Origin of the sequence: Ferruginibacter sp., assembly GCF_028288465.1 — a bacterium.
Lineage (GTDB): Bacteria > Bacteroidota > Bacteroidia > Chitinophagales > Chitinophagaceae > Ferruginibacter.
Genome location: NZ_JAQBNR010000015.1, coordinates 411,724 through 437,064, shown reverse-complemented (window position 1 = coordinate 437,064; position 25,341 = coordinate 411,724). Strand labels below are relative to the sequence as shown.

The 25,341-nt window shown below is 42.7% G+C and carries 17 protein-coding genes; 6 read left to right on the top strand and 11 right to left on the bottom strand.

Features of this window, described 5'->3' with window-relative positions; translation table 11 throughout:
- Nucleotides 1-370 precede the first annotated feature (370 nt).
- The 7 genes from JWR61_RS06830 to JWR61_RS06800 form a co-directional block, all read right to left on the bottom strand.
- Nucleotides 371-2,068 (bottom strand): GMC oxidoreductase, encoded by a 1,698-nt coding sequence (locus JWR61_RS06830; RefSeq protein WP_301927091.1) that lies wholly within the window; start codon nucleotides 2,066-2,068, stop codon nucleotides 371-373.
- A gap of 88 nt (nucleotides 2,069-2,156) precedes the next feature.
- Nucleotides 2,157-3,182 (bottom strand): phospholipase D-like domain-containing protein, encoded by a 1,026-nt coding sequence (locus JWR61_RS06825; protein WP_301927090.1) that lies wholly within the window; start codon nucleotides 3,180-3,182, stop codon nucleotides 2,157-2,159.
- Between the two features lie 26 nt (nucleotides 3,183-3,208).
- Nucleotides 3,209-5,092 (bottom strand): ABC transporter ATP-binding protein, encoded by a 1,884-nt coding sequence (locus JWR61_RS06820; protein ID WP_301927089.1) that lies wholly within the window; start codon nucleotides 5,090-5,092, stop codon nucleotides 3,209-3,211.
- A gap of 139 nt (nucleotides 5,093-5,231) precedes the next feature.
- Nucleotides 5,232-6,263 carry a hypothetical protein gene (locus JWR61_RS06815; protein ID WP_301927088.1) on the bottom strand — a complete coding sequence of 344 codons (1,032 nt, stop codon included), beginning with the start codon at nucleotides 6,261-6,263 and terminating at the stop codon, nucleotides 5,232-5,234.
- Between the two features lie 84 nt (nucleotides 6,264-6,347).
- On the bottom strand, nucleotides 6,348-7,970 hold the full coding sequence (pafA, locus tag JWR61_RS06810; RefSeq protein ID WP_301927087.1) for an alkaline phosphatase PafA: 1,623 nt from the start codon (nucleotides 7,968-7,970) through the stop codon (nucleotides 6,348-6,350).
- 185 nt (nucleotides 7,971-8,155) lie between these two features.
- A complete protein-coding gene (locus tag JWR61_RS06805) occupies nucleotides 8,156-9,988 on the bottom strand; it encodes a CocE/NonD family hydrolase (protein ID WP_301927086.1) in 1,833 nt (610 codons plus the stop codon).
- Between the two features lie 48 nt (nucleotides 9,989-10,036).
- Nucleotides 10,037-12,454, bottom strand: a complete 2,418-nt coding sequence (locus JWR61_RS06800; protein ID WP_301927085.1) for a zinc-dependent metalloprotease — start codon at nucleotides 12,452-12,454, stop codon at nucleotides 10,037-10,039.
- A 218-nt stretch (nucleotides 12,455-12,672) separates the two neighbouring features.
- Between JWR61_RS06800 and JWR61_RS06795 the strand changes: the two genes are divergently transcribed.
- The gene (locus JWR61_RS06795) at nucleotides 12,673-13,329 is read left to right on the top strand and encodes a T9SS type A sorting domain-containing protein (protein ID WP_301927084.1); all 657 of its coding nucleotides are present in this window, start codon (nucleotides 12,673-12,675) and stop codon (nucleotides 13,327-13,329) included.
- Nucleotides 13,330-13,369: 40 nt separating this feature from the next.
- Here JWR61_RS06795 and JWR61_RS06790 read toward each other — a convergent pair whose 3' ends face one another.
- On the bottom strand, nucleotides 13,370-14,959 hold the full coding sequence (locus JWR61_RS06790; protein WP_301927083.1) for a peptide ligase PGM1-related protein: 1,590 nt from the start codon (nucleotides 14,957-14,959) through the stop codon (nucleotides 13,370-13,372).
- 212 nt (nucleotides 14,960-15,171) lie between these two features.
- Here JWR61_RS06790 and JWR61_RS06785 point away from each other — a divergent pair, with 212 nt between their 5' ends.
- From JWR61_RS06785 to JWR61_RS06775, 3 genes are all read left to right on the top strand, one after another.
- Complete coding sequence (locus tag JWR61_RS06785; RefSeq protein WP_301927082.1) at nucleotides 15,172-17,346, top strand: DUF5916 domain-containing protein; 2,175 nt, start codon at nucleotides 15,172-15,174, stop codon at nucleotides 17,344-17,346.
- Nucleotides 17,347-17,565: 219 nt separating this feature from the next.
- Nucleotides 17,566-19,209, top strand: a complete 1,644-nt coding sequence (locus JWR61_RS06780) for an amidohydrolase (RefSeq protein WP_301927081.1) — start codon at nucleotides 17,566-17,568, stop codon at nucleotides 19,207-19,209.
- Between the two features lie 117 nt (nucleotides 19,210-19,326).
- Nucleotides 19,327-19,983: a hypothetical protein gene (locus JWR61_RS06775; protein ID WP_301927080.1), complete on the top strand. Its 657-nt coding sequence runs from the start codon at nucleotides 19,327-19,329 to the stop codon at nucleotides 19,981-19,983.
- A 115-nt stretch (nucleotides 19,984-20,098) separates the two neighbouring features.
- On the opposite strand, the gene JWR61_RS28235 is transcribed toward JWR61_RS06775, so the two are convergent.
- The gene (locus JWR61_RS28235; protein WP_367881791.1) at nucleotides 20,099-20,167 is read right to left on the bottom strand and encodes a hypothetical protein; all 69 of its coding nucleotides are present in this window, start codon (nucleotides 20,165-20,167) and stop codon (nucleotides 20,099-20,101) included.
- A gap of 115 nt (nucleotides 20,168-20,282) precedes the next feature.
- Between JWR61_RS28235 and JWR61_RS06770 the strand changes: the two genes are divergently transcribed.
- Nucleotides 20,283-21,608: a Gfo/Idh/MocA family protein gene (locus JWR61_RS06770; protein WP_301927079.1), complete on the top strand. Its 1,326-nt coding sequence runs from the start codon at nucleotides 20,283-20,285 to the stop codon at nucleotides 21,606-21,608.
- Between the two features lie 361 nt (nucleotides 21,609-21,969).
- Nucleotides 21,970-22,833, top strand: a complete 864-nt coding sequence (locus JWR61_RS06765; protein ID WP_301927078.1) for a S9 family peptidase — start codon at nucleotides 21,970-21,972, stop codon at nucleotides 22,831-22,833.
- Nucleotides 22,834-22,979: 146 nt separating this feature from the next.
- Here the strand turns inward: JWR61_RS06765 and JWR61_RS06760 are convergent, their stop codons facing one another.
- Nucleotides 22,980-23,657 (bottom strand): DUF1349 domain-containing protein, encoded by a 678-nt coding sequence (locus JWR61_RS06760; protein WP_301927077.1) that lies wholly within the window; start codon nucleotides 23,655-23,657, stop codon nucleotides 22,980-22,982.
- 267 nt (nucleotides 23,658-23,924) lie between these two features.
- Nucleotides 23,925-25,241, bottom strand: coding sequence for an adenylate/guanylate cyclase domain-containing protein (locus JWR61_RS06755; protein WP_301927076.1), 1,317 nt, complete (start codon nucleotides 25,239-25,241; stop codon nucleotides 23,925-23,927).
- Between the last annotated feature and the right edge of the window lie 100 nt (nucleotides 25,242-25,341).

Here is a 25,341-nt window from a genome sequence, read left to right as displayed (position 1 = left end):
AAATTGAAAACGTGTACAACTATATATTAAACCAGGAAGCTCATCATAAAAAGAAAACTTTCCGACAGGAATATATCAGTCTTTTGACAGCTTTTAAAATAGAGTTTGATGAAAAATATCTTTTTGAATGGTACGAGTAAATATCCAAATTTATTGATGAAAATAATATCACCCCTTCGGGGTTTATATTTATTTTGTACGTTCTTTTTGTTCTATAATATTATCATCCCTTCGGGATTAAATACACAGTACTCATATTTTTTCAACATTTCGATATTCAAAAGATGATTTATGAGTCACTCGAATCATTTATCCCAATTACCACAAGCCTTATAAAAATATTCTAAACTTTGAAGATGTACGCCTTCTCTCAAATATTCATCTTCTTCAATTCCTTCACTGCATAATCACATGCCCTTGCTGTAAGCGCCATGTAGGTTAAAGATGGGTTTACACAATTGCCGGATGTCATGCAGCTGCCGTCGGTAATAAATACATTGGGTACTTCATGCATTTGGTTAAAGCCATTGAGTACAGATGTTTTGGCATCCCGTCCCATACGGGCCGTACCCATTTCATGGTTGGCATTGCCGGGAAAAGAAATTTTGCCTCCCACCTGTATATCTTTAAAACCGCTGGCAGCAAGCATTTCCTTTGCTGTGACGCCCATGTCTTCGTGCATTGCTTTTTCGTTATCCTTAAATTCGCAGTCGATGGCAATTACCGGTCTGCCCCATTTATCTTTTTTATCGTTGTTTAATGTAACGCGGTTATCGGCATAAGGAAGGCATTCGCCAAAAGCATATAATCCTATGCGCCATCCACCAGGTTCACACATACTTTCTTTTAACTCAGCACCGATGGTATCGCTTTGCTGCTGGTTGCGGTAGGCGCTGGCGCCAAAGTGATAGCCCCGCAAAAATCCGTTATCTTTTTGTTGTACATTTCTAAACCGCGGTATATAAATATTGGTTGGCCTTCTGCCATAATAATACATATCTTCAAAACCATCTACGGCTGCGGAAGCACTGAAACCTTTGTGGTGATCCATTAAATTGCGCCCTACCTGCCCGCTGCCATTGCCCAGGCCATTTGGAAAACGGGACGACGTTGAGTTCAATAAAATAAATGCAGTAGCAACTGTGGCCGCATTTAAAAATATCAACTTTGCATAAAACTCTTCTGTTTGATTGGTTTTCATGTCCACTATTTCAACGCCGGTTGCACGTTGTTTCTTTTCATCATACAGCACTTTATTTACCAGCGACAAGGGCCTAACCGTTAGATTACCCGTGGCATAGGCCGCAGGCATGGTACTGGCATTGGTACTGAAATAAGCCCCGAAAGGACACCCGCGGTGACAAAGATCCCTTGCCTGGCACTGACCACGCCCCTGCACCGGTTTGGTAAGATTGGCAGTGCGGCCAATGATTACTTTGCGGTCGGCAAAACCCGCCTCTACTTTTGTTTTAAAATATTTTTCTACCGCATTCATCTCAAATGGCGGCTGAAAAATGCCATCCGGTAATTGTGGTAAGCCTTCTGCCGAGCCGCTTACACCAATGAAAGATTCTACATGATCATACCAGGGCGCCAGGTCTTTATAACGAATGGGCCAGTCAACACCATGACCATCTTTTAAATTGGCTTCAAAGTCAAGATCGCTCCAGCGGTAACAGGCCCGTGACCAAAGCAGCGAACGGCCGCCAACAATGTCTCCCCTTATCCAGTCGAAACGCTTGATTTCATCATACCGGTTTTCCTGGTCGTTGATGTAAAAATGTTTATTGTCTTCTTTAAAAGACCAATGGCGGCTTTGGATAAATTTTTCTTTTTTATCGGCTTCAGATAAATGCAAATGATGCGGAAAATCCCAGGGATCTTTTGTGGCAGTGGGATAATTGGGATGCTCCACATTGGCGCCTCTTTCCAGCAACAATACTCTCAATCCCTTTTCGCACAATTCTTTGGCAGCCCAGCCGCCGGTAATGCCGGAGCCTACTATAATTACATCGTATGTGTTTTGTGCAGTGGCCTTATTATTAATATTCGTGGAATCCGGAGGCATGTAAGCTGTTTGTGTGAAGGGTAAATTTACAACCCAAATTTTATAAAAAATGATAACAGCCTGTAAAATGAATATTAAAAAGAAGAAGTTATTTTTTATGCTTTTTGTGTTTTTTATGCTTCGGCACATCCAGGTCGAGTACCAATTTTTCTGATCCACCATGGCCTCTTTTTTCAAGGTCTTCAAACAGGCCGGCATCTGTAAGATCCAGGGGATGAGAATTGTGCCAGTCAAAATGAGCTATCTCGTGCAATCGCTCTGCTATGGCTGCATCGTGCACTTCTATGGCCAGTTCGCGGCGGTCATCAAAACTTCCAGGGGCGAGGTTGATAGAGCCGACAATAGCCCGGCAGCCGTCTGCCAGCAACATTTTACCATGCAGTTTAAGGTGTTTTAATTTGTGTATTTTGATACCTACATCATTCATTATTCTCAGGCCACCCACCCCTTCTACCAGTTTCTCTTTTTTTAGGGTGTGCGGAGGCCTAACCATCACATGCACTTTTACACCACGTTCTGCTGCACGTACCAGCCGCTCAATAATCACCAGGTCCTGGAAACGTTCATTTTGTACAAACAAAGTATGTACTGCTTCATCAATAAAATGTGCTATTCTTTCCCGGCCATTGCCGCTGCACCAGATCAAATGTGCATTTGCACCGGGGTTAAAATCTTTTCTGTCCCAGTCAGCTTCAAAGCACATAATGATTTCTTTCACTTCGTGCGGATGGGAAGTTATGATGGCATAATCACGTGTTTCTGTTAAGTTTTTAGTCTCCCAGTTCAATGATTTTACAAAGGCAATTTTATCATCCACCACCATTGACTTTTCATGTGTCAAGCCAAAATTGGGATTACTGTCTTTTACGTCAATACCTGCCGCTGCAAGTATTTGATGCGTCGTTTCATTTTCTTCTTCGCCATCCCTTCTTGCCGGGTTCAGCATCACTTTTACTTTAACGCCACGTTTACTTGCTGCCATTACTGCATCAATCAGCACGGGGTCAGAAAATACAAACATCTTTATCCGCAGATTTATTTTCGCCGTTTCAATCGCATCAATCACAGGCTGGATGCCATCATCAGGTAAAATAAGAACAGAGCGGTGATACATACTTATTTAATTTTTGAATATTACTATTATACGTTGCCTGTGAGCGCCGAACTTTCCTTTAAAATGTCTATTGCAGATTCACTTGCCTGTACGTGGTACAGGGTGGCATACATTTTATTTTTTTCGAGCAGTTCCTGGTGTGATCCTTCTTCGGCTACCAGGCCATCTTTCATTACAATAATTTTGTCCGCATTGCGGATAGTGCTGAGGCGGTGAGCGATGATAATTACCGTGCGCCCCTTCATCAGTTTTTCCAATGCATCCATCACAATTTTTTCAGAGCTGGCATCCAGTGCGGCTGTCGGCTCATCTAAAATAAGAATCGGCGAGTTGCGCACAATGGCGCGGGCAATACCAATACGCTGGCGCTGACCACCGGACAAAGTCATTCCCCTTTCTCCTACCAAAGTATCATAACCATGCGGCATTTTTACGATAAAATCATCAGCATTGGCCAGTTTTGCTGCAGCAATAATTTCTGCGTCGGAAGCTTCCGGCCGGCCATAAGCAATGTTTTCTTTTACGGAACCATAAAACAATACTGTATCCTGCAGCACAAAGCCAATCTGGCTTCTTAACCCATCCAGCTGATAATCTTTTATATCAATGCCATCAATCAAAATGCGTCCACCTGTAACATCATAGAAACGGGGAATTAAACTGGCCACGGTAGATTTACCGCAACCGGTAGCACCGCAAATACCAATTCGCTGGCCTGGCTTAATCACTAAATTAAGCTGGTGCAAAACCGGCGATTCTTTGGTGTAACAAAAACTAACTTCTTCAAAAATAATTTCGCCCTTGAATTTTCCGGGAACGATCGCATTTGGTTTTTGTGGAATAAATGAATCGGTGTCAAGAATCATCTTGATGCGTTCGAGTGCCACGGTTGATTGGGCTATTGTATTGGTTAGTTTAGCAAGGTCCTGCACCGGGTGAAAAAATTTTGCCAGGTAGGCCAAAAAAACAGTCAGCGCACCTACCGTCATAGTGCCGTTAACAACAAGGCCGGCACCCTGCCACAGCACAATGGCTGTACAAATAGCCACCGTAACGGTTACAACGGGTAACATCAGCGATTTTAAGCGCCTTGCCCTTAATGCTGCACCCACTGTTTTAAGACTTATTTTTTTCAATTTATCTTCCTCAAAATCCTGGCGGCCAAAGGCATTTACAGAACGGATAGATTCCAGTCCCTGCTGTAATATTACTACCATATTACTTTGCTCCTGCCGTACTTCGTGCGTGGCTTTTTTTACCACTTTTTTAAAACGGGCGATAAACCATAACAGGAACGGTGTGACGGCAAAAGCAATCAACGCAAAATGAAAATTGAGGTAAAACATCAATCCCAGCATAGCGGCAATGGTAAGCACATCTATAAAAATGCTTAGCAAAACTGCGGATGCAAAATCCTGTATAGTTGAAACATCTGATGTGATGGTGCTTAAGACTTTTCCCACCTGCGTACTGTCGTAATAGGCAAGGGACAATCGTTGCAGGTGATGGTACATTCGACGTCTTAAATCATTGGCCACATACTGCGCCACACTTTCGGTAAAATAACTGTTTACGTAACCGGCGAGTGAACCGGTCAATGCAATCAATACAACGCACACGGCGGCTACGGCCGCAAGACCTGAATTGGTGCTGCCAAAAAAAGTATGCTGCATCCACACCAGCCAACCAGGCAATGCATGATGGGCCGTTACATTATCGATGATTATTTTTAATGGCCAGGGCGCTGCCAGACTCATGGCTGTTTCAATCAGCATGGCAAGCAAAATAAAATTCAGCCACCTGCGGTAAGGATGTATTAAACCGAATACCAGTGAGGTTAGCCCCCCGGCTTTTTTGCGTGTGACTGAACCGGCGAAGTTGCTGCTCTTATCAGAAATATTTGTTTCCATGCCAGTGAGAAATTTCAGTGTAAACCCTGATTCAAAAAAGTTTCAACCGCAGATAAAATAAAAAATGGATGTAAAGGTTTAAAATAAACCGTGAAGCTCCTTTCATCTCCTGGTAATTTTTTATGAATAACGCTTACGGTCAATCATACCTTGCATTGTCAATAAAAACTGTTTTTATAGTCCTTTCATTTTTTACAATGTTATAAAAACTATCCAGGTAATCCAGCATATAACCCTTATTCTTGCTGGTGAGCAATGCACAATTATTAACCAGTGCATAAATATTATCTTTTTGCTGTTTGAAAGTTGCCAATGCGTCTTTTAATTCGTCCATTGTACGCGGAAATCCCCGGTAAACCCGTTGCGTGACTGATTCGGTATTGAGTAGAGGATCTGGTGCAGCGTAGTCTGCGTTTATGATGCCAGAGTAATCAAAATCGTATGGTACGCAAAAAGGCTTTGCAAGGCTGTCGTCTTTAGATTCCAGCAATTTTATGTTGTGCCCTGCTGGCACAGACCAGTCCGTATTGCCAATCATATACTCAAACAAAGCTACTATTGTCATCTGTTTACGGTCAGTACTCACTGTATTGATTCTTTTTTTATCGCTTTCTATACATCCGTTTCTTTTAGCCATGTCTTTTACATCCTCAATCAAAAAAGCATAATTGGTAAAACTGCCTTTTTTTTCGCTGCTGTCTTTATATTCCAACTGTAACATCCTTACCCGAAAGCTTTTGTCTGTTAAGAGGTTGTACATTTTGTACAACAGAAATTCTTTTACCAGGTATTGTCCGTAAGTATTGGTAAGTCTGCATGCGCTAACCAGTTTAAGCGATTTAAGGGAATGCATCACAGAGCTTTCTGATTTATAAAAACTCAGTTTGATTGGCGGCACCATACAATAATCACGTCTGAAATGCCCGCGTACCACGAGATCTACCGGTTCATCGGAATGGGAACTGTCATCAAGAGTAGCTTTAAGCCTTGCCGGAAACACTTTACCCTCTGTATTTTTTTGATTCATTATTTTACTCCAGTAAGCTTCCAGCGTAACTGGGACAGGCTTTTCCTGTTTAAAAAATTGTACCTTATCAAAGGTTGGGGACTGGCTGTAAACGCATAGCGGTAAAATAATTACTACCAGCAGTCTTATAAAAAATAGTTGCATAAAAAAATAGTTCGATGATAAATGTTGATTTGCAATGCGGGTTATCATCAAAACCTGTGATGCAAAATAACTATTTGTAAAAAGCTATTTCATTATTTCTTCAATTACGTGTCCTACAGATCCTGATGGCATTTGAATGTGCAGCAATGCAGCGACCGTGGCGGCAATATCCGTCATATATACTTCACGGTTTAAACTGCCGGGTTTAATTTTCCAACCATACCACAGTAACGGAATATGCGTATCGTAAGGATTCCACACGCCATGCGTGGTGCCGCCCCGCAAAAATCCATCGATGTACTGCGGCTTAAGAACGAGTTGAAGGTCACCACTTCGTTTTGGATAATAGCCATTCGTAAGTGCTGATTTTATCTTTTCATTTAGCGTTACCCCAGCCAGGTTGTCCAGCAACAATACCCGCTCCATTTCGGGCTGCTGCAATAAATAATCCATTACCCATTTGTCAACAGAATCTTTATTGAGCTTTGATGTTACAATGGCATTGCGGTTAAGATATACCTGGTAATTCATAATGCCAATCACCAGTTCATCAATACCCGTTTTTGCTTTCAGCTGCAGGTTAATTGCACCCGTAATTTTTTCATCATCAAAATTACCGGACGGTATTTTATGCTCTTTTAAAAATGAAGGCACGTTTGCTGCGCCGTGATCGGCCGTAAGAAAAACAAGGCATTCTTCCTTGCCAAAATGCTGATCTAAAAAATTAAAAAAGTCACCCAACTCTTTATCAAGTCTTAAAAAACCGTCCTCTGCTTCAATGGAATTAGGGCCGTAGGCATGGCCAATATAATCTGGTGAAGAAAGGCTAACGGTTAACATATCAGTTGAGGAGCCGGCACCAAGTTGTTCACCATTTACGGCTGCCATGGCCATATCAAAAGTAAAATTATTGCCATAGGGTGTTGCGGAAATAACGCCATAATTTTTGGCAACATATTGTTTCAGCGGATGAGCGAAGGGTTTGACAACCGGTACACTTTGATCGTATGTTGCAGCAGGGTACAGTAAATTCCAATCCTGTGTATAATATTTATCCACCAGCTTTTTTGCGTTAATTTCATTTACCCAGGCCGGTAACTGGTTCATGTAATAGCTTGAACTGATCCAGTCGCCCGTTTTATTATCATACCAAAAAGCAGCATTGGCACTATGGCCGGCGGGCAAAATGGCACTGCGGTCTTTCAAAGCAACACCAATCACTTTACTTTTAAAATTGGTGGCCAGGCGCAACTCATCACCAATTGTAGTAACCAGTAAATTGTGGGGACTCATCTTACCCAGTTCCGTATTACTGCCAACTGTTTTTACGCTATCATCGTCGGTACAGTATAAATATTTATTCAAATCGTAATCCCACCAATCGTTACCGGTAATGCCATGGATAGCAGGAACTGAACCTGTATAAATAGCGGTATGGCCGCAGGCGGTTACAGCAGGTGTATAAGGTATAAATGTGTTCTCGCAGCTAAACCCTTTACCCATCAGGCGTTTGAAGCCGCCATCGGCCGCATAGCGATTGTAATACCTGTAAAGGTAATCCCAGCGCATCTGATCCACTACGATACCCACCACCAGCTTTGGCCGCTGAACAGGAGCCTGTTTAGACGGACCAGTTGCAACCGGATTTTGAGCAGAAAGATTAAAAAAAAGAATGCTGGCCAGTATTGTTACAATGAAATTTTTCATACAACATTTATTAGGATGAAAGAGACAAAAAGTAGTGAATACCAGCTCTAATTTACATAATAAAATGTTGGGTTTGTTAACAATTATTTTTTAATGGGTCTTTGCATTTTCTCCGGCTAACCAACTCCATTTTGAGAACGGATATGCCTGCACAAAAAGCACCAGCTGCTAATTACAACCGCTTATTAATTATTTCCCATTACCGGCAATTCAATATACGTTGGGTATTGCGCCGAAAAATACACCCGTTGTGTTGCTTTTATGTAATCGGATTCATTTGCTTCAAAAATGTTCGGTACAAATTTTTGCGGGTTCCTGTCAATCAACGGAAACCAGCTGCTCTGCACCTGTATCATCAGGTGATGGCCCTTTTTAAATGTGTGATTGATGCTGTGCAGATCAATGGTAAATTCAGTGGGTTTATTGGCAACCAACGGCTGCGGATTGGAAAAACTTTTTTGAAAACGCCCCCGGAATACTTCCATTGCTACTGGCAACTGGTAGCCGCTCATGAATAGACTTTTAGTATCAAATGCCGGATATACATCAATGAGTTTTACAATCCAGTCTCCATCTGTACCGCTTGTCGCAGCGAAAAGATGGGCGATAATATTTCCTGTTACTGTAATATCTGAAGTAAGTGAATCCATTACAAAACTTAGCACATCCGGACGGTTGCTTACAAAACGCTGGTCTTCTACCTGCCAGGGCCGCCACCTGCTGCCTTCGCCATAGGTAGCTTCAATGGGCAGCGTTCTGTAGGGAACTGGTTTTGCGGGATCACTTACATAACTTTCAAAAGCCACCGCAGCCGTTGGCCGGGTAAAGGAGGCTTTATTATTGGCAGCTGCATACAATCTTTTTGCAACCGCATTTTTAGGGGGCCAGCTGGTATAAGTTTTCCATTGATTGCTGCCTGTTTGAAAACAAGTGGCTTCGTCAAACTTGCCATCTCCAATGCCTTTCAGCCAGTAATCAAACCATTTTTTTTGAAGCACGCGAAAGTCAACTCCGGTTTTTCTTTCAAAAGAAATTTTCCCCAAACTATCGCCCCTGCCCCCGCCCCACTGTCCGTGATTCCATGGGCCCAGCACAATAAAATTGCGGTTGAAACTGTCTTTCTTTTCCATGTGCCCATACATCAGTTGCGGGCCGTTGATATCTTCCTGGTCGTAATAGCCGCCCACATGCAACTGTGGAATTTGCGGTGCATGCACATAGCTTAAAGGCGAGTTGGTTTGCCAGAAGGCATCGTAAGCAGGGTGCGCAACAAAATTGTTCCAGGTAGGAATTTTGTTGTGAAAATATTTTTCATTTACATTTTTTAATGAACCCAGTTTAAGGTACCAGTCAAACAGATCGTATTGCGGAAAGGGAAAATCACTGTCGGTCGTTTTATCAAATTCAATCTCATAACTGTATTCCATTCCATAGCTTAAACGGAAAGCTCCGTTGTGATGAAAATCATCGCCTAAAAACAGGTCGGCCATACAGGCTTGTTCAGAAGCTGCTTTTAAAGCCGGGTGCGGATCAACCGAACCAGCCAGCGCCAGCCAGCCGGGATAGGAAATACCATAAATACCGGCCTTCCCATTGTTATTGGCTACATTTTTCAACAGCCAGTCAACTGTGTCCCATGTATCAGTACTTTCATCGATAGCGCCTTTTTTTGTGGCATGAATCAATGGCTGGTGAATCTGCATCGAGCCTTCGCTTTTATATTTTCCGCGAATGTCCTGGTATACAAAAATATATCCGCCATCCGCCAGTATGTTACGCAGTGATTCGGTTTTATACACCGTATCATTGCCAACCGGAATACCATAGGGAGTTCGCTGCATCAGAAATGGCAGCGGCTTTTTTGCATCCACCGGGCTCAATATCACGGTGAACAATTTTACGCCATCCCGCATCGGAATCATGACCGACGTTTTTTTATAAAAACGGATACTGTCATCCTGCGCCTTTAATGCAATGAAGGAAACAACACATAACAAACAAAGCAATATTTTTTTCATATACCTGAATTTATAAGATCGCATTTATTAAATTTTACAATCTGCATATTATTGATCCGCTTCGCAACCTATGGGAGATCCGGGAGGCGGGGCTTCATGCAAAGTGGGCTTTGCTTTTTCCGGTGCTTTTATTCTTTCTAAAGTAAGCAACAGGTAACCCTTACTGTTGGCATCTGCCGATGTTTTTAATTTGTCTGTCGCACGTTTTTTTATTACTTCAATCGCATTCAGCATTTGCGCTTTCGCAGCAAATGAAGCATCATTACTGACGGATACCGCCAGCAAATAGGTAAGCAACAGCTGCTGGTTTTGTTGCTGAATCAAACCCTGTAAACCTTTTAATGAAGGCGCATCCCAGGTTGCTGACATCAGCACCGCTATCATCTCATCAATACCCAGACCGTTATTTTCCGCCTGGTATTGTACCATCCTGTTTAAGCGGCTGGTGTTAAATAAAAAAGATAAGGGCATATCCGCAGCGGCTTCTGCGGCGGCGAGCGGGTCAAATGCAAGGCCGGTGCGGCGGTTAAACAATTCCCGGTTATACTCATACCCCGCCGGGCGGGGTGGTATCAACTTAATAATATTTTCGGGCAATGCAAGTGTTTGCGGATTGATACATTCAACCACTGCGTTCAAGGCATTTAATTGTTCCTGCTTTGTTAAAGGCTGTGTTACCAGCTGACCATCACCACGCAATGCATACGTATAATACATTCCCCCAACTTCTTTTGTAACTGCTTCTACCTGGTAACGGTGAAAAAGATAAATGGGCACCAGCACATCTTCCAGCATGGCCATAGGTACACCTTTACGGATATTGTTTTCACCAAACTTCGACAAGGCCTTCGCCCTTACCTTCATTACATTCTTTAATTCGGTCACCGCATCTTTTCCATTGTCCCATAAATGGGCGCTGGGATGAAGTCCGCCCGGATCACGTGCATCCCTGTCGGAGATAAACGTCAGTCCGTTTCTTGCCGCATCCGTTAATATTTTATTGAGCGCTTCGGCTTCATTTGTTTGTTTCGAAAATTGCTGGTAACCGTATTGAATACTTACCTTATCCCAATCGCCAATTTGGTTGGTATAGGCGTTGCTTAAATCGATTTCATTGTTGCTGTTTAGTAATACCATGGGCGGCGGATAATCCATCACGCTGGCCCTGTTTTGCGAGCTGGAAATATAATTGTGCATCAGGCCGATGGTATGCCCTACTTCATGGGCAGCCAGTTGTTTCAACCGTTGCAAAGCCATCTTCAGCATTTTGTTGTCGGCAGGTAATTGCCCGTTTTCAAAAGGTGCCAGCAGACCTTGCGCAATCAGGTAATCCTGCCTTACCCGCAGCGAACCGAGTGTAACATTGCCTTTGAGAATTTCTCCTGTGCGTGGGTCAACCACCGCTCCGCCAAAGCTCCAGCCACGTGTTGAACGGTGTACCCAATTAATCATGTTATAACGGATATCCATTGGGTCAGCACTATCCGGTAACACTTTTACCTGGAAAGCATTGATGAAACCAGCCGATTCAAATGCCTGGTTCCACCAGCCTGCCCCTTCCAGCAAAGCGCTGCGGATGGGTTCGGGTGTGCCATTGTCCAGGTAGTATACAATTGGTTTAATCGCTTCACTTTTTTCTGCGGACGGATCTTTTTTTTGCAGGCGGTGCCGGATGATAAAATCTTTTTGAATGGGTTCTGTTACCGGCGTACTGTAATCATAATACGAATTCGTGATAAAGGGTGAACGGGCATCATACAATCTTGTTTCAAAATTATTATCCGGCAACTGAACAAAAGAATGGTGCATGCGCAACGTGACCGCTTCTGCGGCCGGTACCACCGAATTGACATAGTTGCCCGTTTTTCCATCGTGATTGACAAATGTAACCGTGGCTTCAAATTCTGTATTAAGCGGAAAGTTTTTTGTACGCGGAAAGAACATGGCACTGCGGGAAGCATCCAGGCTATAAGTGCCCTGTTTGGTATTTTGTAACCGGTTGGCCACCTGCATGGCATCACGCAGTAAAAAATCCGTTGCATCTACCAATAGATTGTTGTTGTTTTCAGCAGCAATGGTAAAGCCCCATATAACTGACTGCGCAAAGGATTGTTGAACGGCCCTTTTTTCGGCGGCATCGCCGGTTACAGCACGGTAGTTATAATTAGGTTCAATCATCAATACCTTATTGCCTACCCTGCTAAACTTTACAATATAGCTTGTGCCCATGATGCCGCGGTCGAGACCTACGTCATTGCTTCCTAGACCGGCTGGTAAAGATGTCTGGTATAATATCTCTTCTTCCAGTTTATTAATCTGCAACCAGATTTTCCCCGTACTGTCATCCCTGTAAAAAGTAAAAAAGCCTTCATAAGGCTTCATGTTTTTTGTTTTGTCTTTGATGGCATTGGTTTGTGCCATTGATAAAAACGGAACTAAAAGGCATAAAAAAGATAAACGTAGCATGGAACTGTTTTTATTGAATACACAAAATACAAAGGATCAGCTAAACCACCGGAGTCAATAAAGCAATTTCCATAAAATAAACTAACCGTCTATAAAATGGAACAGTTGGCCTAAAATATTTTTCTAACTGCTTAAAAATGAGCAGCTTTACTTCTGGCACCATTGTAGTGTTAATGAGTACAGGTAGTAATATTACCTCCGCCCCAAAACCCTGAAAAATGAAAACCATCCGTGTATCCCTAACCTGTTTTTGTTTGCTGATTTCATTCAGCCTTACAGCACAGTCGCAGCAGCCACACTACAGCGTTTTACCTGTTAAATATGTTTCATTTAAAGCATCAGCCATACAGAAAGGAGTAGAATTAAACTGGATAGCAGACAATGAGGTAAACGAAAGTTATTTTGATGTGGAGCGCTCTTTTGACGGCACCAATTTTAAATCAACCGGAATAATTGTACGCGGACTTAACAATGGTGTAAATAACAGTTACAAGGTTGTCGATCATCATTCTACCCTAAGTGGAAAACACCTGGCCTATTATCGTTTAAAGGAAGTGGATGTAACCGGCATCGTTACTTTCAGCGATGTTGAAATGGTTAAACTGGCCGCAGCCGAAACCAATGCTACACTGCTGTATCCTAATCCATTTACAGAAAATATAACCATCCGGTTTTCGGCAGATCAAAATAACAATGGCTCCATTACAATACAACGCACCACCGGTCAAATTGCAGCTACCAAAAATATAACTATCAGCAAAGGGCAAAACACATTTCAGCTGGACGGAATGGGCAGTTTACCCAGCGGAATATATGTGGTGCAAGTTGTTGCGAACAGACAAATCATCATCCACCAGAAAATAGTGAAGGTATAGACGTTCAGCGTGACGGCTGCCCGGTTATGTTAAACACTCATCACACCGCTGGCTGGCGTGCCGTTTCGGCATCAAAAACAGCCACCGCTTTGGTGTAATACCCATAAGCTTCCTCGGGCGAAGCACCGATGCAAACAATACCAATCTTTCCAAACTGTGATAGTGCCCCGATCATGTGAAACACCACCCCTTTTTGTGAAGTACCGTCAAAATGCAAGCCGTGAAACATGGCAATATCTATCAGGTCCTTCGGGGTAAGGCCTTTATAAGTTTCCTTTTGTAAATTGTCAGATGCAAAATAATACCGGTGCTGTTGATTGGCGGTTTCAAACAAGCCGGTAGTACAGTCGTAATGCCCGTTTGTTAAAAATTCCATTATCAAAAAAGGATGGGTAGTGCCACCTTTGCGCAGGTTGATTTCAATGGCATAATTCTTCCATCCTCCCGGTTCTTTTACCGAGATGAAATCAATACTAAAACGCCCCAGTACACCTTTGTGTTTCAATTCTTCTGCCACCAGTTGTGCGGCTTCACAAATGGCAAGGCTGTAACTTTTATCTGCGGGGAAATAAGCGCCTATAAATTCCTGGCCGCTATCGCCACCCAGCTCCTGGTTATGGGTAGATATCATCTCCACTTTGCCAAAAGGATCAATTCTGCATTGCACCGATGGCGAGGCTTTAATATCGCCTTCAATAAATGCTTCCACGATGCCTCCCATCTGGTAAAATTTTTCCAGGAATTTTTCAACGGAAAGACCCTGTGCCACAGGCTTGATAGCCTGGTAAAGATTATGATGAATCCAGTTAAACAAGTCTCTTTTATCTGCAATACCAGGGTAAGTAAGTACGCCATTTCCTTCCCCGGAAAAACCATCGTTTAACTTGATAACCGCTTTTTTGGTTTGCGGGTACATATCTTTTAGAGCAGCTACTGCATGTACAATATCTTCATAGCTTTTTAAATTTTCCGCCCCCGGGGGCATTTGGATACCGGCTTTTAAAAATATCCGCCTGCTGCCGCTTTTTGTACCGAGATAACTCAGCGACGGATCACAGCCAAACAACGGAATACCTATTGCTACCGCCAGTGTTCTTTCAAGCGGTGTGGTATTAAAACACGCAATGTGCGCCACGTCGCCTGCTGGTATACTTTTTTTTATCCTGGCGATCAGCCTTGGCCGGTCTAAAATTTTTTGGGTAAGTGAAGCGGGCGAGGCATCGTAACAGCTTAAAAGTGTTAAGCGCTCTTTGGCATGATAACCTGTTATACCAGGCAGCAGGTGCAAATAATAATCAACTATTACCGGGTCAATTGGCATGCTGCTTACAAATGTTACATGTGTACAAGGCATGCGCAATAACATCAGCAAACAAAGCAATCTTTCTTCGTAATACAGCGCTCCCTTAATTTTCGACAGCACTTCCTGGTCAAGCGTAAGGCTGGGCACCACTACAATGGTTTTGTTGGCAAGATGATCGGGAAAGTGTTGTTTAAACTGGTGGCTAAAATCCTGCTGCAGTTGTTTAAATAACTGTAACTCTTCTTCGGCACCCGGTACCGGCAGGCCGGCAGGGTTGTACCTGAACAATAATTTTTCCAGGCCTGGTTGCTGTGATGACAGTTCCATTATTTACTGCTTTAATTTGTCAAATATGCCGATTATTACACAATTTATGACTGATAGTCGTCATACCAAAGATATAACTCAATCACGTTTTTATTTTGTGTCAGCCGATGGAGCCTGTTTATTTTATTTGAACACATTTTGCCAATGGCGGCCTTTCTTTTAGCAACAATACTTATCTTGTAGCCCAATTTAAACTCCAAAATCTTGCTGTATTGAGACAACTATTATTGCTTCCTTTTTACCTGCTTACGACTGTTGCTTTTGGACAGAAAAAAAACGCGGCTTACCAATTACATATCAACAAAACCAGTTTGCCTGTTACCATAGATGGTCAAATGAATGAAAAGGCCTGGCAGGACGCCCCCGCCGCCGAGAACTTTTTTATGGTGCTGCCGATGGATACCAGCCACGCCAAAGTAAAAACTTCCGTGCGCATGACCTATGATGCAAAGAACATCTACATCATTGCTGTCTGCTATCTTACCAAACCGGCGCCTTATATGGTAGAATCTTTAAGAAGGGATTTTAGTTTTGGCCGCAACGATAATTTTATATTTTTTATGGACCCCTTTGATGACCGCACCAATGGCTTTACTTTTGGCGCCAATGCAGCCGGGGCTCAATGGGATGGCAGTTTATACAGTGGCGGCAGTGCAGACCTTAGCTGGGATAACAAATGGGTATCGGCGGTAAAAAATTATCCTGATAAATGGATTTTTGAAGCCGCCATTCCGTTTAAATCCATCCGGTATAAAAAAGGTATTAAACAATGGGGCATCAATTTTAGCAGGCTTGATATTAAAGAAGCTGAAAAATCAAGCTGGACGCCGATTCCAAGACAATTTCCCACGGCATCGCTGGCATATACCGGCAACCTGATATGGGACGAAGCTCCGCCCGAACCCGGTGCCAACGTCTCGGTGATTCCGTATGTGCTCGGTGGCATCAGCAAAGATTATGACCATAAAACTCCCAATGATTACCGAAAGGCCATTGGCGCAGATGCCAAGATTGCGCTTTCCTCTTCCCTGAATTTAGACCTTACTGTAAATCCCGATTTCAGCCAGGTAGAAGTAGACAAGCAGGTTACCAATCTGGACCGCTATGAATTATTTTTTCCTGAAAAAAGACAGTTCTTTTTAGAGAATGCCGACCTGTTTGCCAATTTTGGCTATACCAATATCCGGCCCTTTTTCAGCCGCCGGATTGGGTTGGGGGTGCCGATAAATTATGGTGCCCGTTTGAGCGGCAGTCTTGATAAAAACTGGCGCATCGGAGTGATGGACATGAAAACAAAAAGCCAGGATGAAGTTGGTTTACCGGCGCAAAATTTTACTGTAGTTGCTTTGCAGCGCCGGCTGTTTGCCCGGTCAAACATCAGGCTGATGTTTGTAAACAAACAATCTGTGAATTACCAACCGGGTAAAGACAGCAGCAAGCCGGTTTACTCTTTATACAACCGCAACCTTGGAGTTGAGTACAATCTGGCTTCTGCCAATAATATGTTCACCGGTAAAGCCATGGTATTAAAATCTTTTACGCCAGGCAAATCATCCGGCGATTTTGTACATGCCGCTAACTTTCAATACACCGATAAAAAATGGTTGCTGTTATGGCAACATGAAATTGTGGGCAAAAATTACAATGCCGAAGTGGGCTACGTTCCCCGCAGTAATTACGTCAAATTAAATCCCCAGGTCAGTTACAATTTCTTCCCTAATAAAAAAGGAAAAATTTTAAGTCATGGACCATTGCTGAGTTCAACCTATTTCTTTAACAGTAAAATGCATCAAACGGATAATGAAACTTACCTGGATTATAAAATAAGCTTTCGCAACCAGGGTGTTTTTGATGCCTGGGTGGCGCACGATTATGTAGAATTGTTGAAGCCGTTTGACCCAACCAATTCGGGTAAAGATTCTTTGCTTACCGGCAGTAAACACAGCTGGAATTCCTGGGGCACTACTTTTACCTCGAAGCCTCAAAGATTGTTTACTTATGGTTTTACCACCCGGTACGGCGGTTATTATGCCAACGGCACCAGGCTGGCGCTTACTACCGATTTAGGATACCGTTTTCAGCCTTTTGTAAATATTACTTTGAGTACCAGCTTCAACCACATTGACCTGGCGAAGCCCTGGGGCGTTACCAACTTTTGGCTGATAGGCCCCCGCATAGACCTTACCTTAACAAATACTTTTTTCTTCACGGCTTTTGTTCAATATAACAACCAGCAAAAAAATGTAAATGTCAACACAAGGTTACAATGGCGCTACAAACCGGCCAGTGATTTTTATATTGTTTATACAGATAACTATTACACAGCACCCTTTTTTATCCGCAACCGGGCATTGGCGCTGAAGTTTACTTATTGGTGGAGTATGTGAGTATGTGAGTGGTGAGTGGTGAGTGGTGAATTGTGAGTGGTGAATTGTGAGTTGTGAATTGTGAGTAGTGAGTTGTCAATGGTGAATGGTTTGGAAGTGAATGGTTTGTCCAAATCAGATGTTTAAGCTATATATGCAGCCTATGCATTTCCAATTATTAATTGTTAATTATTAATTTTTAACCAGCAATTTTTATTCATTCCTCCTTAGATTTATTCTATGAAAAAAATCATTTGCTTATTCACTGGTATTCTCATTGCCTGGTCTTCCTTCGCCGCTAAACAAGAAGCAGACCTGCTGGTATATCACTGCACCATCTATACTGTTGATGCCGCATTTTCGGTTGCTGAAGCCATGGTGATCAGCAATGGCAAAATTGTTGCTACCGGCACCAAAGCCAACCTGGAAAAACAATATACCTGCAAACAAAAATTAGATGCGGGCGGTAAATTTATCTATCCTGGTTTTATAGATGCGCACGCACATTTTGTTGGGTATGGTATGAGCCTGCAACAGGTTGACCTTACCGGCACTACCAGCTGGCAGGACGTACTAAAAAGAGTAAAGGCTTTTGCCGCGGTGAATAAAGAAGGCTGGTTAACCGGCCGTGGGTGGGACCAGAACGACTGGGCAAAAAAAGATTTTCCTACCAATGACCAACTGACAGTGTTGTTCCCCGACAGGCCCGTATTGCTGGAAAGAGTAGACGGGCATGCCTCCATAGCCAATAAAAAAGCGTTGGAAATAGCAGGCATAAAAGCAGGCGACAAAATAAACGGCGGAGAAATAATCGTCAACAAACCGGGAACAGAACTCACGGGTATGTTGGTTGATAACGCAGTGGAATTGGTAGCATCAAAAATACCTTCCGTTACAGCAGTGCAATTTAAAAAAGCACTGCAGGCCGCACAAAAAAATTGCTTTGCGGTCGGCTTAACAACCATTGATGATTGTGGCCTTGATTATACAGTAGCCGAACAAATAAACATATTACAGCAAGCCGGTACGTTAAAGATGCGTTTGTATGTAATGCTGAGTGATGCCAAAAAGAATTTTGACTGGCTTGATAAAAATGGCATTGTAAAAACAGACCGGCTCAACATCCGCAGTATAAAAATGTATGGAGATGGTGCACTGGGTTCAAGAGGGGCCTGCCTGCTACAACCCTACAGCGATCAGCCCGGGCACTATGGGTTTTTATTAAGCACACCTGCGCATTTTGATTCCGTGGCCAATTTTGCAGCACAAAAGGGCTACCAGTTATGCACGCATGCCATCGGCGACAGCGGCAACCGGATTATACTGAACACCTATGCGAGGTACCTGAAACGCAACAACGATTTAAGATGGCGTATCGAACATGCACAGGTAATCAATCAAAATGATTTCAATTTATTTGGCAGCAATTCCATCATCCCCTCTGTACAACCAACGCATGCTACCAGCGACATGTACTGGGCCGATAAACGGTTGGGTAAAGAAAGGGAAAAGGGCGCCTACGCCTACAAACAGTTACTGCAACAAAATGGCTGGATTCCTTTAGGCACCGACTTTCCAGTGGAAGACATTTCTACCTTTAAAACTTTTTATGCATCCGTTGTAAGAAAAGACGCCAAAGGTTATCCTGCCACCGGTTTTCAAACTGAGAATGCCTTATCAAGGGAAGAAACCCTGCGGGGCATGACCATCTGGGCAGCCAAAGCCAATTTTGAAGAAAATGAAAAAGGGAGTCTAGAACAAGGCAAGCTGGCGGATTTTGTTATACTGGATGCTGATCTTATGAAGGTTGCTCCGCAACAATTATTGGGAGTAAAAGTAGTGGCTACTTTTTTAGGTGGAGAGAAGGTGTACGGCAAGCCCTGAGGTTGGTTATTTATTTGTAATACCGGTTAAAATAGTAATATTTGTCAGCGATATTTTCCACGCATCCTGGCAATATAAAAGCAAACTTAATCGCGTTAAAATTAATCACTCCGTTAAGTGAAAGCTGCTCCTGCATTTTTTAGCCGCTCTGTTATGATAAGAAAAAGGAAAAAAAAGAACCTCCAGGTAAGACCACCGGACTATCGAAAGAAAGCATTGGAAGGACTGAAAGCTAAATATCCTTACTATAATTTAAAGAGTAATTTATTGGGTGGACTTTTCCTTACAGGCGCATTATTGACAGTTTGGGAAATATATATTTACAGAGTGACATTTATTTCTGTTTATATTCCTTTATCTATATGGGTGTTGACAGGTTTATTAGTGACCCCAATTTTCAAAAAAGTATTTAATATTTATTGCTTTAATCCGTACACACCTGAACGGAATCCAATGTTTTTTCATTATTTTTTTAATATTGTTTCCTTTGGAGGAGTTTTTGTTTTTCTATTTATGTGGTCTAACCAAATTTTTAATGACAATTCCAAAATCGTCATTACTCTTCCAATTGTTTCATACGGACATCTAGCAAAATCCAGCCGAAGCTGTGGCGAACCATATGTTCATATAATGTATAAGGATAAAGAGAAGGAGCTTATTTTTCCCTGTGGAACGGCGATTGAAAAATATCGCAGCGTAGACATCGAGATTGCAAAGGGATTGTATGGATTTGATATTATTATCAGTAAGACAATCGTTGAGGAACAATGGTAAAACAGCAGACAACAAACAAGTTTGAATGAAGCATAGCTATGCGAATCTTCGACTTAAGTATCTTTTTGCAGCTGTTTGGCAAAGCAGCTAATATGCTACATTCTTACCGTATCGCTCATATATCGTAGGCAAATTTTTTAATGCCTGCAATACCCGTTATAACGTAGCCTGTATTGATGCCGATGCGGACTTCGGAAAAAGGTTTGTTTTATTGTAGCTTTTATTGATTAAAAAAATGTTGAACGCCACATCATTGCGCAAACAAAAAATACTGTACATTCCATTATAATTTGCCATACATGAAAAAAGATCAAAACGCTAACTACAACCGCAGGAAATTTATAACCACTTCTGCAAAAGCCTTCGCTGCCTTTACCATTGTACCCCGCTTTGTGCTGGGTGGAAAAATGCCGGATGGCACCCTATACACCGCTCCCAGCGATATGATTAACCTGGGCTTTATCGGTACGGGTAAACAAGGCCGGGGCTTAACCGAGGCCTTCCTTAAAACCGGCCAAATACGGATAGCCGCCATCAGCGAAGTGTATAAAGACAAAGCCGACCTCACCATCGACAAGATTAAAAATTTCTATGCTGCCAATGCAGCCATTGGCAGCTATGCTGATATACCGGTTTACAACGACATGCGGGAACTGCTGTCCCTTAAAAATGTGGATGCAGTAGTAATTGCCACTCCCGATCACTGGCATGCAGCAGCTGCGGTAAGAGCCGCCGAAGCAGGCAAGGACATCTACTGTGAAAAGCCGTTGGCGCTTACCATAAAAGAGGGCCGGGCAATGGTGAATGCCACCCGCAAATACAACAGGGTGTTTCAAACCGGTAGTATGCAGCGCTCCTGGCCGGAGTTTCGGCAAGCCGTTGAGTTGGTACGCAACGGTTATATCGGTGAAGTAAAATCAGTGAAAGTAAATGTGGGACCACCGCCTCAAAAATACAACCTGTCTGCGGAGCCTATACCAGCCGGACTTGATTGGACAACATGGCTTGGACCCAATGAGCCCGCCGCATTTAATACCGAACTGGCGCCGCCGGTTTCAAAAGATGTGTTTCCCAACTGGCGCAACTACAGGGAGTTTGGCGGCGGCATGGTGACCGACTGGGGCGCACACATGTTTGATATTGCACAATGGGCGCTGGATATGGATAACAGCGGCCCGGTGGAAATTATTGCACCTGATGGTGGCGAGCATCCCAACCTTACCTTCCGGTATAAAAATGGCGTTATCATGACGCATGAAAAATGGGAATGGGATGGCGCTGTACTCTTTACCGGAACGGAAGGAGAGTTAAGAATAAAGCGTGGTCAGATTGAGACAACACCTGCTCCGCTGGCAACCAGGATTATTGGAGAAAATGAAAAGCATGTGTACAAAAGCGAGAATCATTACAAAGACTTTTTAAACGCCATACGCACACGCACAAAGCCCATCTGCGACGTGGAAACAGGTCACCGTACCGCCTCTGTATGTAACCTGGCCAATATGGCTTACCGGCTAAACCGCCGCCTGCAATGGAACCCGAAAAAAGAAACATTTAAAAATGACGCAGAAGCAACTGCTTTGCTTGGCAGGCCAATGATGAATGAATGGGCGATCAAATTATAATTGTTATTGTTGGGTAGTGTTTAGAATCATTGGAACTTTAAAATTGTTTCAGTCCCCGAAAGGCTTGGGTTCTGTACCAGCGGGCTTCACGGAGAGCCCCTGCAATAACAATGCGTCATCCGCGACCCCCCAACCCAGCATACATCACAAATGCAAAATAACTAGTCTTACACCGGTAGTGATTTGTAAATTTTATTGCATTGGGTAAGCAACAAAAACACGAAGCGGGTTTATGTTAAACTATAGCAAAGAAAAAATTCAATAGCCGTGTCTTTGCAGAATCAATGGCAGCACCATGCTTTCCGGCAGTACAACAAGTTCCTGCTTTTAAGTAACTTGTTGCTGATAAAATTGTAATTGTATGTTTCGATTTATTTGTTTGTTGATTTCCCTTTTAGTGCTTCATCATTCACTGGAAGCTAAAAACTATCCCGAAAATAGCAAGCCACTCGCACTGCCTGTTGTAACGCAACCGCTGCAAGCAACAGACTCATTTACTTATTCCACCTGGATGGGATTTAAAAGAACAGACTTTGTATTGAATGGAAGAAACTGCCTGGTGGTGGAACCGAAAAAGAGAAAGCCGGGCAATCCATGGATCTGGCGTACGGAGTTTTTTGGTCATGAACCGCAGGCTGACAGTACCTTACTGGCAAAAGGATTTTTTGTGGTGTATATGGATTTGCAGGATATGTATGGTGCGCCCATAGCACTTGACCTCATGGATAAATATTATGCCTACCTCATTAAAAATAGAAAATTGCATCCTAAAACGGTTTTGGAAGGATTTAGCAGAGGAGGATTATTTGCATTTAACTGGGCCGCAAGAAACCCTGAAAAAGTAAGTTGTATATATGTGGATGCGCCGGTATGTGATTTTAAAAGCTGGCCCGGCGGCAAGGGAAAGGGAGAAGGTTCAGCGGGTGACTGGGAAAAATTAAAAAAAGTATATGGCTTTGCAGATGATGCTGCAGCGATGGCTTATCAATTTAATCCGGTAGATAATCTAAAGCCATTAGCCGATGCGCATATCCCTGTTTTATGTGTTTGCGGAGATGCAGATACCGTGGTGCCGATAGCAGAAAATATACAATTAGTTGAGCAGCGTTATAAAGAGATGAAGGCGCCGATACAAATCATACTGAAACCAGGTGTGGGTCATCATCCACACAGTCTTATAAATCCAACGCCAATTGTTGATTTTATATTGAAGCATGCTACATGATTTTGTAGTAATGCGAATATCATTCAGCGTCGGGATTTCACGGTAAGATTTCAATAATTGTTGCTGATTGCGGTGAAAACGCAGACGGGACTAAAGCTTTTACAAATACTTTTGTTGGAGGCATGCGCTTTTGAAAGCCTTATTTATTAGTCGCCAAGATAAGGGTCTTTTATCTTTTTTATTGTATAGGTAATGTTTTGGAATTTGACTTTACAATTTTTCCCAACAGGCGATTGCGCCAAGAACCCCACCTGGAAAGGTTTGGTTGTGTCAAACTGAAAGTGCCTTACCAGAAACCATTTTGTGCCGCTTATTGAATAGTACAGTGTTATAACATTGCCCGCTTTGGCAACTTTGTAAAAAACCTTGTTACCGGTTATCTCAACAGAATTGCAGTCGTCGGAAATGCCTTTTGTTACCACACTAACCACCCTTCTTGCCCCGGTATAGTCGCGCTCAAAACAAAATTTTACCCAATTAAGACTGTCTTGTTTGAGAACGATGGCACCTCCATCCCATTTGTTGGAGAAACTGTGTTCAATTGATGCTGTAATTACAAAATTACTGTCAGCAGTGAAAAGTAGCTTAGGAGCATTGTCTGTATTGTAGGCGACGTTAGGGTCTCTGAACATGTCAGTTTTTTCGCTGGCAGTAATGATTACCCCATTTTTGTCCATTGAGTATTTCTTTGGTTCATTATCCCATTTTAAAGGATAGGGAATACTTTTAATTCTTATGCTGTCATTTTTTTGTGCTATACTATGTTGTACAACAACCAATAATAAGATAAGCAGTAATGTATTTAAATGTATTCTGTAAAACATTTGGAGTGTTTTTTAAGCGTTCAAGCAGCATTGCCGCTAACTGGTGTATTGCTACCATAAGCATGCATACAAAGATGTGTAATATTTATAAATGAATGTAAACATTTATTATATGAAAGCGATCATTATTTTTGCAACGTCTGCTCCTTGCTGATACATCGCATTGTAGCAAATATGAAATCACTGAGGTGGCCAAACCAGCGGATTATTGAAACACGTTTCAAAAAAGGCGGACTGAAAATTGTGAACCTGTTTTGCATACAATAATTACTGCTGACTTTCCGTATCCTTACACCCATCCACAAAATACATATCAATCAACCCTTTGTGTTTGGCTTCTATTTTACCGCGGTGGGTGCAGTTAAATGCATCTTTAACCAACTCGTAGGTGGCGCCGCTGATATTTACTTTACCCGCTATGCCACTGGATTCCATGCGGGAGGCAATGTTGACCGTATCGCCCCATATATCGTAGGCAAATTTTTTGATGCCTACAATGCCGGCAATGATGGAGCCTGAATTAATGCCGATGCGGACTTCGAAAAAAGGTTTGTTTTGCTGCTGCTTTTGTTGCTTGTCCTGCTGCATAAATTCCTGTATCTCCAGCGCCGCGAGCACAACGTCTGTGGGATTGGTTTTGTTGGCCTGCGGTAATCCGCCTGCACACATGTAGGCATCGCCGATGGTTTTTATTTTTTCAATATCGTGCCGCTGGATGATGTTATCAAAGGCACTGAAATAATAGTTGATGGCGGTTACCAGTTCTTCGGCCGGCATGCTTTCGGCCATGTAGGTAAAATCTTTAAAATCCAGAAACAGCACCGTTACCATCTTGTAACTTTTGGCGGCGGCTTCCCCGGTTTCCTTTAATTCTTCGGCTGTTTCGGCAGGCAAAATATTCAGCAATAAATTATCTGACTTTTCCTTTTCTTTTTGCAGCAACAGGTTCCGTTGTTCCAGCTGGTTTTCCTGTTTTTCATTTTCTGATTTAAAATAAAAGACGATCAGAAATAAAATAATAAACAACGTTACATGGTTGGCGAAGTACAGGTTTTCGCCATTGGGCATAAACAAAAAAGGCTGCATTACCGTAAAGGAATATTTGCAGGCGGCAAAGCAGGCGGCGTTTAAAATAAAATAAGTAATCACTGTAACCCTGTCCCTGAAAAAAAGCATTGAAGCAATACTTCCCGCCACCAATATATATTCTGCCGCATCTACCTTGCCATGCGAAATGGCAAAGAAGGAATAACAGAGCATGTTGTAGATATTAAAAAAATGGCAGGCCGCAATGTATTTGTGAAAATGGTTGAGCAGTAATACAATGGCCATGGCCACCACGCCCTGGAAGCTTTCAATCAACACAAGGCGCTCGGTTTTACTAAGATACAATAAACAATAGATGGACAAGATAATAAGCGCCATGGCGGAAACACCATTGAGCAAACGGGTGCGCTTTTGTTCCCAGGCCGTTAGCTGGCTGGTGATGCCAATGGTAATGATGGAAGCCCAGGCCTTTTTGCCCCATTGCAAAAAATTGCTGTTGCCGGTTGATGTGACAGCTGTTTTCCCTATTGCGTCCATTTGTTGATGCAGCTTGTAGTTTCTGTTTAAGATACCGTTATTCACAGATGCATTGATTAAACCTTCATTGCTGTTACGGTTTAATGCTACGGTAAGGATA

Bases quoted from the DNA above. Each gene is read 5' to 3' on its own strand.
- JWR61_RS06830 (WP_301927091.1), bottom strand. From the start codon at position 2,068: ATGCCTCCGGATTCCACGAATATTAATAATAAGGCCACTGCACAAAAC.
- JWR61_RS06825 (WP_301927090.1), bottom strand. From the start codon at position 3,182: ATGTATCACCGCTCTGTTCTTATTTTACCTGATGATGGCATCCAGCCT.
- JWR61_RS06820 (WP_301927089.1), bottom strand. From the start codon at position 5,092: ATGGAAACAAATATTTCTGATAAGAGCAGCAACTTCGCCGGTTCAGTC.
- JWR61_RS06815 (WP_301927088.1), bottom strand. From the start codon at position 6,263: ATGCAACTATTTTTTATAAGACTGCTGGTAGTAATTATTTTACCGCTA.
- pafA (WP_301927087.1), bottom strand. From the start codon at position 7,970: ATGAAAAATTTCATTGTAACAATACTGGCCAGCATTCTTTTTTTTAAT.
- JWR61_RS06805 (WP_301927086.1), bottom strand. From the start codon at position 9,988: ATGAAAAAAATATTGCTTTGTTTGTTATGTGTTGTTTCCTTCATTGCA.
- JWR61_RS06800 (WP_301927085.1), bottom strand. From the start codon at position 12,454: ATGCTACGTTTATCTTTTTTATGCCTTTTAGTTCCGTTTTTATCAATG.
- JWR61_RS06795 (WP_301927084.1), top strand. From the start codon at position 12,673: ATGAAAACCATCCGTGTATCCCTAACCTGTTTTTGTTTGCTGATTTCA.
- JWR61_RS06790 (WP_301927083.1), bottom strand. From the start codon at position 14,959: ATGGAACTGTCATCACAGCAACCAGGCCTGGAAAAATTATTGTTCAGG.
- JWR61_RS06780 (WP_301927081.1), top strand. From the start codon at position 17,566: ATGAAAAAAATCATTTGCTTATTCACTGGTATTCTCATTGCCTGGTCT.
- JWR61_RS06770 (WP_301927079.1), top strand. From the start codon at position 20,283: ATGAAAAAAGATCAAAACGCTAACTACAACCGCAGGAAATTTATAACC.
- JWR61_RS06765 (WP_301927078.1), top strand. From the start codon at position 21,970: ATGTTTCGATTTATTTGTTTGTTGATTTCCCTTTTAGTGCTTCATCAT.
- JWR61_RS06760 (WP_301927077.1), bottom strand. From the start codon at position 23,657: ATGTTTTACAGAATACATTTAAATACATTACTGCTTATCTTATTATTG.
- JWR61_RS06755 (WP_301927076.1), bottom strand. From the start codon at position 25,241: ATGGACGCAATAGGGAAAACAGCTGTCACATCAACCGGCAACAGCAAT.